The organism is Streptomyces sp. WAC 04229 (assembly GCF_003947455.1).
GTDB lineage: Bacteria > Actinomycetota > Actinomycetes > Streptomycetales > Streptomycetaceae > Streptomyces.
On the sequence record NZ_QHJH01000194.1, the window covers coordinates 1 to 13,543 of the forward strand.

Below are 13,543 nucleotides of genomic sequence, written 5' to 3' on the forward strand. Positions count from 1 at the left end.
CTACCGGGGTAGGGGGTGGCGGAGGAGGGAGCAGGAGGGGAACGGGACCTGCCGGGGGTCACTCGCCCGGTGCCACCAGCCCCGATTCGTACGCGAAGACCACCGCCTGGGCGCGGTCGCGCAGGTCGAGCTTGGTGAGGACGCGGCTCACGTGGGTCTTCACGGTCTGCTCGGCCAGTACCAGCGTCTGGGCGATCTCCGTGTTGGACCGGCCGCGGGCCACCAGGGTGAGGACCTCGGTCTCGCGTTCCGTGAGGGCCTTCAGGCGCAGTGCGGGTCTGCCCCGGGCGGCGGGGCGCTGCCGGGCGAAGTCCGCGATCAGGCGGCGCGTCACCGAGGGGGCGAGCAGCGCGTCGCCCGAGGCCACGACGCGTACGGCCGCGATGAGGTCGGCGGGCGGCGCGTCCTTCAGCAGGAAGCCGCTGGCGCCCGCCCGCAGCGCCTCGTACACGTAGTCGTCGACGTCGAAGGTGGTCAGCATCAGCACGCGCGGCCGGTGGGTCACGCCCGGCGGGGGCGACAGGAGGCGGCGCGCGGCCTCCAGGCCGTCCATCTCCGGCATGCGGACGTCCATCAGCACGACGTCGGGCCGGGTGCGCCGGCTCAGCTCGACGCCCTGAGCGCCGTCGGGCGCCTCGCCCACCACGTCGATGTCGGCCTGCGCGGCCAGCAGTGCGGCGAAACCGGCCCGCACCATGGCCTGGTCGTCGACGATCACGACGCGCGTGGTCATGTGAAGTCCTCTTCGGTCGGGGGGAGTCGGGTTCAGTCAGGGAGAGTCGGTTTCGGTCATGGGGAGTCGGGCGGCGATCCGGAACCCGCCGTCCGGCAGCGGCCCCGCGTCGAGGGTGCCGCCGATGATCCGTACCCGCTCGCGCATGCCCACCAGGCCGTGACCGGTGCCGCCCACCTCGAGCGGCGCGGCGGACGGCTTCGGCGGCGGTCCGTTGACGACCAGGACGGTGAGCCGGTCCCCGCCGTCCGCGACCGGCGCCGACACCGACAGCGACACCCGCGTCGCGGCACCGGGCGCGTGCCGTACGACGTTCGAGAGGGCCTCCTGGACGATCCGGTACGCCGAGAGGCCCACCGCCTCCGGCACCTCGGCGTCGCAGGGGCTGAACTCCACCGGCCCGACGGTCCTCGCGGTCGCCTCCACCAGCTGCGCGATCTGCGGGAGACCCGGCTGGGGCACCAGCTCGCCGTGCGCCTCCTCGTTGCGCAGCACGCCGAGGAGCCGTCGCATCTCGCCGAGCGACTCCCGCGCGGTCGCCGCGATGGAGGTGAACTCCTCCCGCACGTCCGGGGGCAGCGCCGCGAGGCGGTACTCGGCGGTGTCCGCCTGCACCGTGATGACGGACATGTGGTGCGCCACCACGTCGTGCAGCTCGCGCGCGATGCGGGCACGTTCCTCCAGCAGTGTCCGCCGCCCCCGCTCGGCCTCGCTGATGGTCTCCTGCTCGGCCAGCCTGCGCTGCACCTCGTGCCGCTCGCGCAGCACACCGCCCAGCAGGAGCGCGACGCCCCCGAGGATGGTGAGCAACAGGCCCTTGGCGCCGAAGGCGTGGGGCGCCGCGAAGCCCAGGCCGACGTTGGCGGCCGCCGTCGCCAGCCACACCAGCAGCAGCGTCCGGCGCCGCTCGCGCAGGCCGAGGGCGAGGCACAGGCCGATGTACCCGACGATGCCCATGGGCGGGAACGGCCACAGGAGGCGCGCTTCGAAGTCGACGGTGAGCAGGGCCAGTGCCCCGGCCACGTCCGCGGTGAAGATCACGTACCAGGCCCGCAGCGGGTGTACGACGGCGAGCAGCAGCGGCGCCGCCTGGGCGACGGCCAGCGCGCTCGCGAGGCCGCCGCCCAGACCGTAGTCGGCGGTGAGGACCACGATGGTGGTGGGCAGCAGGGCGACGGACAGCACGAACGCCACGGCCCACGGCAGCAGCCGCACCCACCGCCGCGAAGCCCTCGCGAGCAGCGGGCGAGGGCGACCCTCCTCGACTGAGGTCATGGGCGCCAGCCTATGTGCGGGTCGGGGGCGCGGCGTCACCCTGCGGAGCCAGGTCGTAGTGATACCCCGGTAGGGGGTGGGGCCGGGTGACCGCGGCGGTCTACGCGGTGGTCTGCGCGAGGATCTACGCGGCTGCGGAGTAGGGCCCGCCGATACCCCACCCCTCGTCCATCGCCTCGGCGAACGCCGCCGCGATCCGGTGCTCGCCGCTCTCGTTCGGGTGGGTGCCGTCATACGTGTCCGCGTGGAACGCGTACTCCGCGGGCGGCGGGACGAGCAGCAGGGAGGAGCGCGGTTCGTCGAGGTCGGCGACGGTCTTGGCGAGGAGTTCGTTGAAGCGGTGGACCTGCCCGGCGAAGGCGGGGTCCGCGTCCACCCGGATGTTGTGCAGCACCGGCATCACGGCCATGCGCACGCGCGGGTTGGCCGAGCGGGCCTCGGCGACGAAGGCGCGGGCGTTGTCGGCGGTCTGCTCCGCGTTGGTGTAGAAGCCGAGGTCGATCAGGCCCAGGGAGACCAGGAGCACGTCCGCGCGGTACTCCCGTACCGTCTCGGCGATCAGCGGCGTCATGTGGTGCCAGCCCTCGCCCCAGCCGGCCAGGTGGGCGCGGGGGAAAGCGGGTTCGGCGTAGGCGTACGAGGTGGGGGCGTCCGTCACCTGGTCGTGCAGCGTCTCGCGCGGGCCGACGCAGGTGAAGGGGCGGCCGTAGGAGGCGCACAGGTGCTGCCACAGCCGGTAGCGCCACGTGTGTTCGCCGGCGCTTCCGATCGTCATGGAGTCACCGACGAACATGAACCTGAGCATCCGCTCATCATGGACGATCGGTCCGGCCGGCGCGACGTGGGCCCGGCCACCCGGGATGTGAGCCCGGCCACCCAGGGTGACCGTCCGCGTGAACGCCCGCGCGGGATGGCAGGCTTGGCGCATGCGCCGACCCCTCGCCCTCCTCGCCGCGGCCCTCCTCGTGGGCGCGTTCGCCGTGCCCGCCTCCGCAGCCGACGGCGTCCCCGGGAGCGACGGGTTCACGATCAAGGACCCGCGCATCACCGAGTCGAGCGGCCTCGCCGCCTCCCGCCTCCACCCGGGCGTCTACTGGACCCACAACGACCAGGACAACGGGCCCTACCTGTACGCCGTCGACGGCGCCACGGGCGAGACCGTCGCCCGCGTCGCCCTCTCCGGCGTCGGCAAGCCCCGCGACGTCGAGGCGATCGCGGTCGGGCCGGGCAACAGGATCTTCGTCGGCGACATCGGGGACAACCTCGGCGGCACCTGGCCGTACGTGTGGATCTACGAGCTGCCCGAGCCGAAGGAACTGAAGGACCAGACCGTCAAGGCGACGCAGTACGTCGTGAAGTACGCGGACGGCGCCCGGGACGCGGAGTCGATGGCCGTCCACCCGAAGACCGGGCGGGTCTACCTCATCGACAAGAACGAGGACGGCGGGCACCTCTACGAGGGCCCGGCGAAGCTCTCCGCCTCCGGCACCAACGTCTTCAGGCCCACCGTCCCCGTCGACCTCTGGGCCACCGACGCCGCGTTCTCCCCGGACGGGAGGTCGCTCGCCGTGCGCGGCTACCTCGGGGGCATCTGGTACGACTGGAACGGCGGGAAGATCCAGCGCAAGGACCGGATCAGCGTGCCCCTCGGGCAGGGCGAGTCCGTCACCTACACCACCGACGGCGCGAAGCTGCTGCTGGGCATGGAGGGCGCGAGCAGCCCGGTCAAGGCCCAGGACGCGCCCGGCGCGGGCTCCTCGGGCGGGGGCGGTCCGGACGCCTCGGGCGGGGGTGACTCCGACTCCGGCGTCCCCGGCGGGGACACGCTCAAGGTCGGGGCGGCCGGACTGGTCGTCGCGTGCCTCGCGCTCTTCGGGCTACGACGGCTGTTCCGGCGGAGCTGAGCAGTCGGTGCCGGTGTCCGCGGCGGGGACCGGTGCCGCGTTCCGGGCGGCCACGAAGACCTCGAGACCGTCCAGGATGCGCTGCAGGCCGAACTCGAAGTGGTCGAAGCCCGGGCCGAAGGTGTCCTCCGACATCCCGGCCAGGACGGGGTAGCGCCCGCTGGTCATGGCCTTCACCAGCGTCGGCTCCTGCGCCTCCCAGAACTGCGCGTCCGTGAGCCCCGAAGTGCGCTCGGCCTCCTCCGCGTACACCTGGGTCCGGGCGGCCCCGACGACGTACCCGTCGACCAGGAGGATCACCGACAGCAGTTCGGGGTCGGTCAGCCCCATCGGCTTGATCCGGGTGAGCACCCTCTCCATGCCGTCCAGCGCGCTCGGGCCGAGGATGGGGCGGGACTGGTTGACCTCCAGCAGCCAGGTGTGGCGGCGGTAGAGGGCGAGCGTGGCGTGGCCCAGGGCGTGCAGCGCCGAGCGCCAGCCGTCGTCGCCCGGCTCGGCGGGGTTCTCGGAGGGGCGCTGCACGCGGTCCAGCATCAGGTCGATCAGTTCGCCCTTGCCGGGGACGTAGCGGTACAGCGACATCGTGCCGGTGCCCAGCTCGGTGGCGATGCGGCGCATCGAGACGGCGCCGAGCCCTTCCCGGTCCGCGACCTGCACGGCGGCCTCCACGATCCGTTCCAGCGTCAGGCCGGGCCTGGGTCCCCGGCTGGGACGCGGGCCGGTGTCCCACAACAGTTCGAGGGTGCGGGCGATGTCGCCGCTGCCGCTGGTCTCCGTGCCGCTCGCCATGGGGTCAGTCTAGGGCTGCGGGAAAAAACTGGGTACGGCGTACGCGTAATCGGGTACGGTGTACTCAGTTGGCGAGTGAGAGGGGGACCCATGAGCGACGGACACGCGGTTCGCGCCGAGGGCCTGGAGAAGCGCTACGGCGAGAAGCACGCCCTCGACGGCTTCGACCTGGCCGTCCGCGAGGGCACCGTGCACGGCCTGCTCGGGCCGAACGGCGCGGGCAAGACCACGGCGGTACGCATCCTGTCCACGCTGATCCGGCTGGACGGGGGCCGGGCCGAGGTGGCCGGCCTCGACGTCGCCCGGCAGCCGCGCGAGGTGCGCGCCCGGATCGGCCTGACCGGCCAGTACGCGGCGGTGGACGAGGTGCTCACCGGCCGGCAGAACCTGGAGATGTTCGGGCGCCTGTTCCACCTCGGCGGCCGCCGGGCCCGGGCCCGCGCCGTCGAGCTGCTGGACCAGTTCGACCTGGCCGACGCCGCCGACCGGGGCGTCGGCAAGTACAGCGGCGGCATGCGGCGCCGCCTGGACCTCGCCGCGTCGATGATCCTCGCCCCGTCCGTCCTGTTCCTGGACGAGCCGACGACCGGCCTCGACCCGCGCAGCCGGGGCGAGGTCTGGGAATCGGTGCGGGCCCTGGTGGCGGGCGGCACGACCGTGCTGCTGACCACGCAGTACCTGGAGGAGGCCGACAAGCTGGCCTCCCGCATCACCGTCATCGACCAGGGCCGGTCCATCGCCGACGACACCCCGGACGGCCTGAAGAACCTGGTCGGCGGCGACCGTGTCGAGGTCGTGGTCGCCGAACGGGCCGACCTGGCGCGGGCGGTGAAGGTGGTCGCCCGGGTCTGCGAGGGCGAGCCCGAGGCCGACGAGGAGACGCTGCGCGTGCACGCCCCGGTCACCGACCGGGTGTCCGCGCTGACCGAGGTGGCGCGCACCCTCCAGGACGAGGGCGTCGCCGTGGAGGACATCGGGCTGCGCAGGCCGAGCCTCGACGACGTGTTCCTGCGCCTGACCGGACACCGCACGGATCGCACGGATCGCACGGATCGTGCGGAGAAGGAGATGGTGACCGCATGAGCGCCCTCGACCTGACGACTGGGGAGAGAGGCGGTCGCGGGCGTCTGTACTGGCTGCTCGCCGACTGCGGCAACCTCGTCCGCCGCGGCCTGCTCCACTACCAGCGCCAGCCCGTCAACATCGCCTGGCAGCTGGGCTTTCCGATCCTCTCCGTCCTCCTGTACGGCTACGTCTTCGGCAGCGCGATGACGGTGCCGGGCGGCGGGGACTACAAGGACTTCCTGATGCCGGGCATGTTCGTGATGACCATGGCGTTCGGCTTCATCAACACCGCGACGCTCGTCGTCTACGACTCCACCAAGGGCGTCATCGACCGCTTCCGCTCCATGCCGATGGCCTCCTCCGCGGTGGTGGCCGGACGCGGCGTCACCGACCTGCTGGTCGCCTGCGCCGAGTTGGCCATCATGATGCTGACGGCGATGGCCATGGGCTGGCGTCCGGACGGCGGATGGGGCTTTCTCGCCGCGTTCGGGCTGCTGCTGTGGCTGCGGTTCGCACTGATCTGGATCGGCGTGTGGCTGGGCCTGCTCGTCCCCAACCCGGAGGCGGCGGGCGGCCTGTTCGCGGTGGCGTTCCCGCTGACGATGATCTCCAGCATCTTCGTCGCCCCGCAGCTCATGCCCGACTGGCTGGGCTGGGTGGCCGCCTGGAACCCCATCTCCTCCACGGCGGCGGCCGCCCGCGACCTGTTCGGCACCCCGGTCGGCGGCGGCGACACGTGGATCGAGCAGCACGCGCTGCTGATGGCGGTCGTGTGGCCGGTGATCCTGACGGCGGTCTTCCTGCCGCTGGCGGTACGGCGGTTCCAGCGGCTGAGCCGGTAGGGGCGTCCAGGAGGAGCGGGCCGGGGGTGGAGACCGGGAGGGCGGCGGAACTCCACCCCCGGCTCCACCCGTGGGTCCAGGTGTCGCGAGCCGCGTCCGAGCAGCTTTGAGGGCATGACAACGACCGAGTGGATCACCGACACCGTCCTCGTCCTCGTCGTCTTCCGGCAGCTGCGGGAGTCCCGGCTGGACCGCAAGACCTTCCTGATCCCGCTGGGGATCGTGGCCTTCGTGGCGTACTCGTACCTGGACTCCGTGCCGACCGCGGGCAACGACCTGGTGCTGATCGCGGCCCTGACGGCCGTGGGCGCCGCGCTCGGCGTCGCGGGCGGCGTCCACACCCGGATCCGGGCACTCGACGGACACCTCGTGATCAAGGCCGGTGCCGTGTCGGCGCTCCTGTGGGTGCTGGGCATGGGCGCCCGCATGGGCTTCCAGGTCTGGGTGCGGCGGCGAAGTACTGGCGGCCGTCGCCGCCGGACCGGTCGACGTGGTGCTGATGGACCTGCGCATGCCCGTGATGGACGGCATCGAGGCCACGCGCCGCCTGACCGAGGAGCATCCGGAGGTGGCGGTGGTCGTCCTGACCCCTTCGCCGACGACGAGTCGATCCTGGGCGCGCTCGGGGCGGGCGCCCGCGGGTACCTCACCAAGAACGCGGGACGCCAGGACATCACCCGGGCCATCCGCGCCGCGGGCGCCGGGCAGTCCGTCCTCGACCGAGAGGTCCAGAACCGGCTGCTGGCGACGGCCAGGGCCAAGGCGCCCGCTCCGGGACCTGCCGGCCGGCCCCTGCCGGACGACCTCACACCCCGCGAACGCGAGGTCCTCGCCCTGATCGGCCAGGGCCTGTCCAACCGGGGCATCGCCGAGAAACTCTTCATCAGCGAGGCCACGGTCAAGACCCACATCAACAACCTGTTCGCCAAGTCCCACATCCGCGACCGCGCCGAAGCGGTCCGCCGCGCCATCGGGGCGGGGCTGGCCTGAGGTCCGTCAGGCTCGGCGCTGTGCGACCGCCTTGAAGAACGTGTAGCAGAACACTCCGTCGGGTTCGGCCGTGCGTCGTAGGGCGGCTATCCCCGCGTCGAAGGTACGCGGGTCGATCAGCCCGGCCGCGACGGCGGGCTCTCGGACCCCGGAGATCATCGCGGTGAAGGTGCGTCTGGTGAAGCTGTCGGCCAGTTCCGGTCGGCTGCCGTCGACATAGACCGTGCGAGGGGTGACGGCGACGTCCGACCACTCCGCCTCGTGCAGCAGGGGGAAGAGCCGTCGGCCGATGAGTGCGTCGCCGCCGGCGTGGCGCTGCAGGGCCACCTGGCACGCGATGGCCGCTCGGGCCGATGCGTCGTCCGGATGGAAATAGGTGGAGCCGTGGTCGCCCTCGATGACGGTGATCGTGCCGCCGGGCCGGACCAGGCGGTGCAGCCGTCGCAGCGCGTCAACGGGAGAGGGCAGGTGTTCGAGCAGGAAGCATACGAAGGCGTGGTCGAAGGACGCCTCGGCGAAGCCGCCTTCATGCTCGGGAAGGGCGAACACGTCCTTCTCGGCGAACTCGACATTCGTCAGACCCGCGGCGGCGACGCGACGTGAGGCCGACTTCAGTGATTCCGGGGCGATATCGGCTGCCACGAAGTCCGTATGCGGGCTCCGCGATGCCAGGGTGGCGGTCTGGGCGCCCACGCCGCATCCCATCTCCAGGACTCGTTCGCCGGGCCCGAAGCGGGTGTCGCCGTGCAGCAGCTCGACGAGGGCGTCTGCCTGGTCCGTGAGACGTGTGCTCTCCTCGGCGCGGTAGCCGTGCACGTACTGCTCGAACATGGTCATGGTCTCGATCACCTTCATCAACTGGACCGACTTCGGACTCTCCAGGGCGGCCCGGAGCCGGTCGCGGAGCTGTCTTCGCCGTTCGAGGTCCTCCTCGACGTCGTCGAGGTGGGCGCGCAGTGTCGCCGCCGGGTCCGGATCCTCCTGGTCCAGCAGCGCGGCGATCCGCCGAAGCCCCAGCCCGGTCCGGCGCAGGGCCATCGCCCGGTAGAGACGGGTGACATGTGCGGGGCCGTAACGACGGTGGCCGCTCGGCGCACGTTCGGGCGACACCACGCCCAACGCGTCCCAGTGACGCAGCACCCGCACCGACACCCCGGTCGCAAGTGCCAGATCACCCACCGTCCACCACGTCCCGTCGTTCACGAGGCAAACGCTAGGTCCTCACACGGTGTCAGCTTCAAGTCGTGGGGCCCTTCCCGCGATCACCGAGGCGGACGAGGCGGCCCGGGACCTCGGAGTCGCCGTCTTCTCCGCGCTCGCGCACGCCAAGGATCCGGGGCTGACTGCAATACTGGACGCGCTGGCGTCAGGAGTGGCGGACGACGCCGAAAGGTCCGGGTCCAGGGACAGCGCCGAGGCGGAAGAGGCCGGGGACGTGGACCGTGTGGACTGGGCGGAGATCGTCGAGATCGGTCTGGGTGAGGGCCCGGGTCGTGACTACTGGAGGCATCTGATGGCCACTTACACCCCGAACTTTCCGGGCAGCAACACGATCGTCGAAGAGTCCTGGCTCGAAGGCCGAGCCAAGGGCCAGAGCGAGGGCAAGGCGGAAGGCAAGGCCGAGGACATCCTGCACATCCTTGAGGTGCGGGGTATCGAGGTTTCCGACTCCGTCCGGGAGAGGGTCGCCGACTGCACCGACCTCGACGTGCTGGGTACCTGGCTCGACCGCTCCCTGAGCGTGACGCATGCCGAGGAGCTGTTCGGCGAGGAGTAGCGCGGGGCCCGCGGATGTGCGGAGGGCGCCCGGCGGATCATCCGCCGGGCGCCCTTTCACGTGCCGCCGCCGGAGGCTACAGCTTGTCGATCACGTAGTCCACGCACTTCGTGAGCGCCTCGACGTCCGCCGGGTCGATCGCCGGGAACATCGCCACGCGCAGCTGGTTGCGGCCGAGCTTGCGGTACGGCTCGGTGTCGACGACGCCGTTGGCGCGCAGCACCTTGGCGACGGCGGCGGCGTCGATGTCGTCGGCGAAGTCGATGGTGCCGATGACCTGCGAGCGCTTGGCCGGGTCGGAGACGAACGGGGTGGCGTACTTGGACTCGTCGGCCCAGGTGTACAGGCGGGTCGAGGAGTCCTTGGTGCGGCCGGTGGTGAAGTCCAGGCCGCCCTGGCCGTTCATCCAGTCCAGCTGCTCGCCCAGCAGGAAGAGCGTGGCGAGGGCCGGGGTGTTGTACGTCTGGTTCTTGCGGGAGTTGTCGATCGCCGTCGGGAGGGAGAAGAACTCCGGGACGTGGCGGCCGGACGCGTGGATCCGCTCGGCGCGCTCGATCGCGGCCGGGGAGAAGACGCCGATCCACAGGCCGCCGTCGGAGGCGAAGGACTTCTGCGGGGCGAAGTAGTACACGTCGGTCTCGGCGATGTCGACGGGCAGACCGCCGGCGCCGGACGTCGCGTCGACCAGCACCAGGGAGCCCTCGTCGGCGCCGGCGACCCGCTTGACGGGCATGGCGACACCGGTCGAGGTCTCGTTGTGGGTGAACGCGTACACGTCCACACCGGCCTCGGCGTGCGCGTCGGGGTGGGTGCCCGGGTCGGAGGAGACGACGGTCGGCTCGGCCAGCCAGGGCGCGAGCTTCGCGGCCTTGGCGAACTTGGACGAGAACTCGCCGAAGCTCAGGTGCTGCGACCGGTTCTCGATCAGGCCGTGCGTCGCGACGTCCCAGAACGCGGTGGAGCCGCCGTTGCCGAGGATCACCTCGTAGCCGTCGGGGAGCCGGAACAGCTCGCGGATGCCCTCGCGGACCTTGCCGACCAGGTTCTTGACCGGAGCCTGTCGGTGGGAGGTGCCGAGGAGGGACGTACCGGTGGCGGCCAGGGCGTCCAGCGCCTCCACCCGCACCTTGGAGGGACCCGCGCCGAATCGACCGTCCGCGGGCTTGATGTCAGCAGGAATCTGGATCTCAGCCACGTGCCGGAGGGTATCCCGTCGGCCAAACCGGGCGAAGCCATGTCCGTCCGATGAGACGAGATCTCCGCCTTGCGGACCTGTACGGAACGACGAGAGCCCATGCTGGATGACATGACCGATCTGGAGGCAGCACTGCGCAGGGCCGTCCGCGGCGAGGTCGGGTTCGACGTCACCTCCCGCGCGCTGACGACGATGGACGCGTCCAACTACCGGAGGGTCCCGCTCGGCGTGGTGGCGCCCAGAGACGCCGACGACGTGGCGGCCGTGCTGGAGGTGTGCCGGGAGCACGCGGTGCCGGTCGTCGCGCGGGGCGGCGGCACGTCGATCGCCGGGCAGGCGACCGGCACGGGCGTGGTGGTGGACTTCACCCGGCACATGAACCGGCTGGTCTCCCTCGACGCGGAGGCGCGGACGGCCGTGGTCCAGCCGGGCCTGGTCCTCGACCGCCTCCAGGACGCCGCCGCCCCGCACGGCCTGCGCTTCGGCCCCGACCCCTCCACCCACAGCCGGTGCACGCTCGGCGGCATGATCGGCAACAACTCGTGCGGCTCCCACTCGGTGGCGTGGGGCACGACGGCCGACAGCGTGCGCGAGCTGACGGTGCTCACCGCGCGCGGGAAGCGGCTCCGGCTCGGGCCGGAGTGGGCCGGGGCGCCGGACGGCCTGCGCGACCTCGTGGACGGCGGCCTGGCACGTCTGCGCACCGGCTTCCCCGACCTCCCCCGCCGCATCTCCGGCTACGCGCTGGACGCGCTGCTGCCGGAGCGGGGCGGGGACGTCGCCCGCTCCTTCTGCGGCTCCGAGGGCACGCTGGGCGTGCTGACCGAGGCGTCCGTACGGCTGGTCGAGGCACCGCGCGCGCGTGCGCTGGCGGTGCTGGGCTACACCGACGAGGCCGGCGCGGCGGAGGCGGCGGCCGGGCTGCTGCCGTACGGCCCGCTGACGGTGGAGGGCATGGCGGCCGACCTGGTGCCGTCCACCGAGGGGCTGCCCCGGGGCGGGGCCTGGCTGTTCGTGGAGACGGGCGGCGACTCGGAGGCGGAGGCACGCGCGCGTGCGGACGCGATCGTGCGGGCGGCCGACGTCGTCGACGCGCGCGTGGTGACCGACCCGGCGGGCCGGCGGACGCTGTGGCGGGTACGGGAGGACGCGAGCGGTACGGCCACGCGGATGCCGGACGGGTCGGAGGCGTGGCCCGGCTGGGAGGACTGCGCGGTGCCCCCGGCCCGCCTCGGCGCCTACCTGCGCGACTTCAGGGCACTGCTGACCTCGCACGGTCTGCGCGGCACGCCGTACGGCCACTTCGGCGACGGCTGCATCCACGTACGCATCGACTTCGACCTGCTGACGGACACGGGCGTCGCACGCTTCCGCCGCTTCTCGCAGGAGCTGGCGGACGTCGTCGTGGCGCACGGGGGCTCGCTCTCCGGCGAACACGGGGACGGGCAGGCGCGGGCGGAACTGCTGCCGCGGATGTACGGGGAGGAGACGGTGGCGCTCTTCGAGCGGGCCAAGGCGGTCTGGGACCCGGACGACCTCCTCAACCCCGGCATGCTGGTGCGCCCGGCGCCGTTGGACACCAACCTCCGCTTCTCCGTCCTGCCGCGCGAGCCGGTGGACGTGGCGTTCGGCTACCCGTCCGACGGGGGTGACTTCTCGGCGGCGGTACGGCGCTGCGTGGGGGTCGCCAAGTGCCGTACGACGTCGGTGTCGGGCACGGGCGTGATGTGTCCGTCCTTCCGCGCGACCGGGGAGGAGGAGCACTCCACCCGCGGACGCGCCCGCCTGCTGCACGAGATGCTCGCGGGCGAGCTGGTGACGGACGGCTGGCGGTCGACGGAGGTCCGCGACGCGCTCGACCTGTGCCTGTCCTGCAAGGGCTGCCGCTCCGACTGCCCGGTCGAGGTCGACATGGCCACGTACAAGGCGGAGTTCCTGCACCACCACTACGCGGGGCGCCGCCGCCCCGCCGCCCACTACGCGATGGGCAGGCTGCCGGTGTGGCTGCGCTGGGCGGCGCGGGTGCGGATGGCGCCGGTCGTCAACGCGCTCGCCTCCGTCGGCCCCCTGGCGGCCGCGGCGAAGCGCCTGGGCGGCATCGCGGCCGAGCGGGACCTGCCCCGCCTGGCCCGCGAGCCGTTCACCCGCTGGTGGCGCGGGCGCGCGGCGGACCCCGGGCGTACGGGCGACCTGGTCGTCCTCTGGCCCGACACCTTCACCGAACACCTCTCGCCGTCCGTGGGCCGGGCGGCCGTACGGGTGCTGGAGGCGGCGGGGCTGCGGGTGGCGCTGCCGCCGACGCTGCGCGGACGCGCCCGGGTGGGCGACGGCACGTCGACGTCGTCGGCGGCGCTGCTGTCGACCCGCCGGGGCCGGGTCTGCTGCGGACTGACGTACGTGTCGACGGGCCAACTGGACCAGGCCCGCGCGGTGATGCGGCGCACGCTGGACCTGATGGCCCCGGTGCTGGAGACGTCGGCGCCGGTCGTCGTCCTGGAACCGAGCTGCGCCGCCGCCCTGCGCACGGACCTCCCGGAGCTGCTCCACGACGACCCCCGGGCGGCTCGGCTCGCCGCCCGTGTACTGACCTTCGCGGAGGCCCTGGAACGCCACGCCCCCCACTGGGCCCCGCCCGCCGTGGACCGCCCGGTCACCGGCCAGACCCACTGCCACCAGCACGCGGTCCTGGGCGACGCCCCCGACCGCCGCCTGCGCGAGGCGGCGGGCCTGACCGGCGAGCTGACCGGCGGCTGCTGCGGTCTCGCCGGCAACTTCGGCTTCGAGAAGGGCCACTACGACGTCTCGGCCGCCTGCGCGGAGGACCGGCTCCTGCCGGCGGTACGCGAGGCACCCGAGGACGCGGTGGTCCTGGCGGACGGCTTCTCGTGCCGGACGCAGTTGGAGCAGTTGGCGGGGGTGCGGGGGCGGCACCTGGCGGAGGTGCTGGCGGAGCGGTTGGGGGAGGAGTGACGG

General features: G+C 72.7%; 11 protein-coding genes and 2 pseudogenes. 7 read left to right on the plus strand and 6 right to left on the minus strand.

Features of this window, described 5'->3' with window-relative positions; all coding sequences use genetic code 11:
• Positions 1–58: 58 nt before the first annotated feature.
• The 3 genes from DMH12_RS31925 to DMH12_RS31935 all read right to left on the minus strand — a co-directional run bounded on the left by DMH12_RS31925 (position 59) and on the right by DMH12_RS31935 (position 2,813).
• Positions 59–733 (minus strand): response regulator transcription factor, encoded by a 675-nt coding sequence (locus tag DMH12_RS31925; RefSeq protein ID WP_125494873.1) that lies wholly within the window; start codon positions 731–733, stop codon positions 59–61.
• 36 nt (positions 734–769) lie between these two features.
• Entirely contained in the window at positions 770–2,008 is a 1,239-nt protein-coding gene (locus tag DMH12_RS31930) for a sensor histidine kinase (RefSeq protein ID WP_125494874.1), read from the minus strand.
• 124 nt (positions 2,009–2,132) lie between these two features.
• Positions 2,133–2,813, minus strand: a complete 681-nt coding sequence (locus DMH12_RS31935; protein WP_125494875.1) for a GDSL-type esterase/lipase family protein — start codon at positions 2,811–2,813, stop codon at positions 2,133–2,135.
• Positions 2,814–2,934: 121 nt separating this feature from the next.
• Between DMH12_RS31935 and DMH12_RS31940 the strand changes: the two genes are divergently transcribed.
• Complete coding sequence (locus DMH12_RS31940) at positions 2,935–3,912, plus strand: WD40 repeat domain-containing protein (RefSeq protein ID WP_125494876.1); 978 nt, start codon at positions 2,935–2,937, stop codon at positions 3,910–3,912.
• Here DMH12_RS31940 and DMH12_RS31945 read toward each other — a convergent pair.
• The gene (locus DMH12_RS31945) at positions 3,886–4,701 is read right to left on the minus strand and encodes a TetR/AcrR family transcriptional regulator (RefSeq protein WP_125494877.1); all 816 of its coding nucleotides are present in this window, start codon (positions 4,699–4,701) and stop codon (positions 3,886–3,888) included. The genes DMH12_RS31940 and DMH12_RS31945 overlap by 27 nt on opposite strands.
• A 90-nt stretch (positions 4,702–4,791) precedes the next feature.
• Between DMH12_RS31945 and DMH12_RS31950 the strand changes: the two genes are divergently transcribed.
• From DMH12_RS31950 to DMH12_RS31965, 4 genes and pseudogenes are all read left to right on the plus strand, one after another.
• Positions 4,792–5,784, plus strand: a complete 993-nt coding sequence (locus tag DMH12_RS31950) for an ATP-binding cassette domain-containing protein (RefSeq protein ID WP_125494878.1) — start codon at positions 4,792–4,794, stop codon at positions 5,782–5,784.
• Positions 5,781–6,608, plus strand: a complete 828-nt coding sequence (locus tag DMH12_RS31955) for an ABC transporter permease (protein WP_125494879.1) — start codon at positions 5,781–5,783, stop codon at positions 6,606–6,608. Before DMH12_RS31950 ends, DMH12_RS31955 begins: the two co-directional genes overlap by 4 nt.
• A gap of 114 nt (positions 6,609–6,722) precedes the next feature.
• Positions 6,723–7,055 (plus strand): annotated as a pseudogene (locus DMH12_RS31960) (hypothetical protein); the annotation flags it as partial.
• Between the two features lies 1 nt (position 7,056).
• Positions 7,057–7,598: pseudogene (locus DMH12_RS31965) on the plus strand (LuxR C-terminal-related transcriptional regulator); the annotation flags it as partial.
• 6 nt (positions 7,599–7,604) lie between these two features.
• On the opposite strand, the gene DMH12_RS31970 reads toward DMH12_RS31965, so the two are convergent.
• Positions 7,605–8,801, minus strand: a complete 1,197-nt coding sequence (locus tag DMH12_RS31970) for a methyltransferase domain-containing protein (RefSeq protein WP_125494880.1) — start codon at positions 8,799–8,801, stop codon at positions 7,605–7,607.
• 25 nt (positions 8,802–8,826) lie between these two features.
• On the opposite strand from DMH12_RS31970, the gene DMH12_RS31975 reads away from it, so the two are divergent.
• Complete coding sequence (locus DMH12_RS31975; RefSeq protein WP_125494881.1) at positions 8,827–9,375, plus strand: hypothetical protein; 549 nt, start codon at positions 8,827–8,829, stop codon at positions 9,373–9,375.
• 76 nt (positions 9,376–9,451) lie between these two features.
• On the opposite strand, the gene serC is transcribed toward DMH12_RS31975, so the two are convergent.
• Positions 9,452–10,570 (minus strand): phosphoserine transaminase, encoded by a 1,119-nt coding sequence (gene serC, locus DMH12_RS31980; protein ID WP_125494882.1) that lies wholly within the window; start codon positions 10,568–10,570, stop codon positions 9,452–9,454.
• Between the two features lie 111 nt (positions 10,571–10,681).
• On the opposite strand from serC, the gene DMH12_RS31985 reads away from it, so the two are divergent.
• Complete coding sequence (locus DMH12_RS31985) at positions 10,682–13,540, plus strand: FAD-binding and (Fe-S)-binding domain-containing protein (RefSeq protein WP_125494883.1); 2,859 nt, start codon at positions 10,682–10,684, stop codon at positions 13,538–13,540.
• Positions 13,541–13,543: the final 3 nt, after the last annotated feature.

Coding starts and splice junctions, on each gene's coding strand:
- DMH12_RS31925 (WP_125494873.1), bottom strand. CDS start 733: ATGACCACGCGCGTCGTGATCGTCGACGACCAGGCCATGGTGCGGGCC.
- DMH12_RS31930 (WP_125494874.1), bottom strand. CDS start 2,008: ATGACCTCAGTCGAGGAGGGTCGCCCTCGCCCGCTGCTCGCGAGGGCT.
- DMH12_RS31935 (WP_125494875.1), bottom strand. CDS start 2,813: ATGCTCAGGTTCATGTTCGTCGGTGACTCCATGACGATCGGAAGCGCC.
- DMH12_RS31940 (WP_125494876.1), top strand. CDS start 2,935: ATGCGCCGACCCCTCGCCCTCCTCGCCGCGGCCCTCCTCGTGGGCGCG.
- DMH12_RS31945 (WP_125494877.1), bottom strand. CDS start 4,701: ATGGCGAGCGGCACGGAGACCAGCGGCAGCGGCGACATCGCCCGCACC.
- DMH12_RS31950 (WP_125494878.1), top strand. CDS start 4,792: ATGAGCGACGGACACGCGGTTCGCGCCGAGGGCCTGGAGAAGCGCTAC.
- DMH12_RS31955 (WP_125494879.1), top strand. CDS start 5,781: ATGAGCGCCCTCGACCTGACGACTGGGGAGAGAGGCGGTCGCGGGCGT.
- DMH12_RS31985 (WP_125494883.1), top strand. CDS start 10,682: ATGACCGATCTGGAGGCAGCACTGCGCAGGGCCGTCCGCGGCGAGGTC.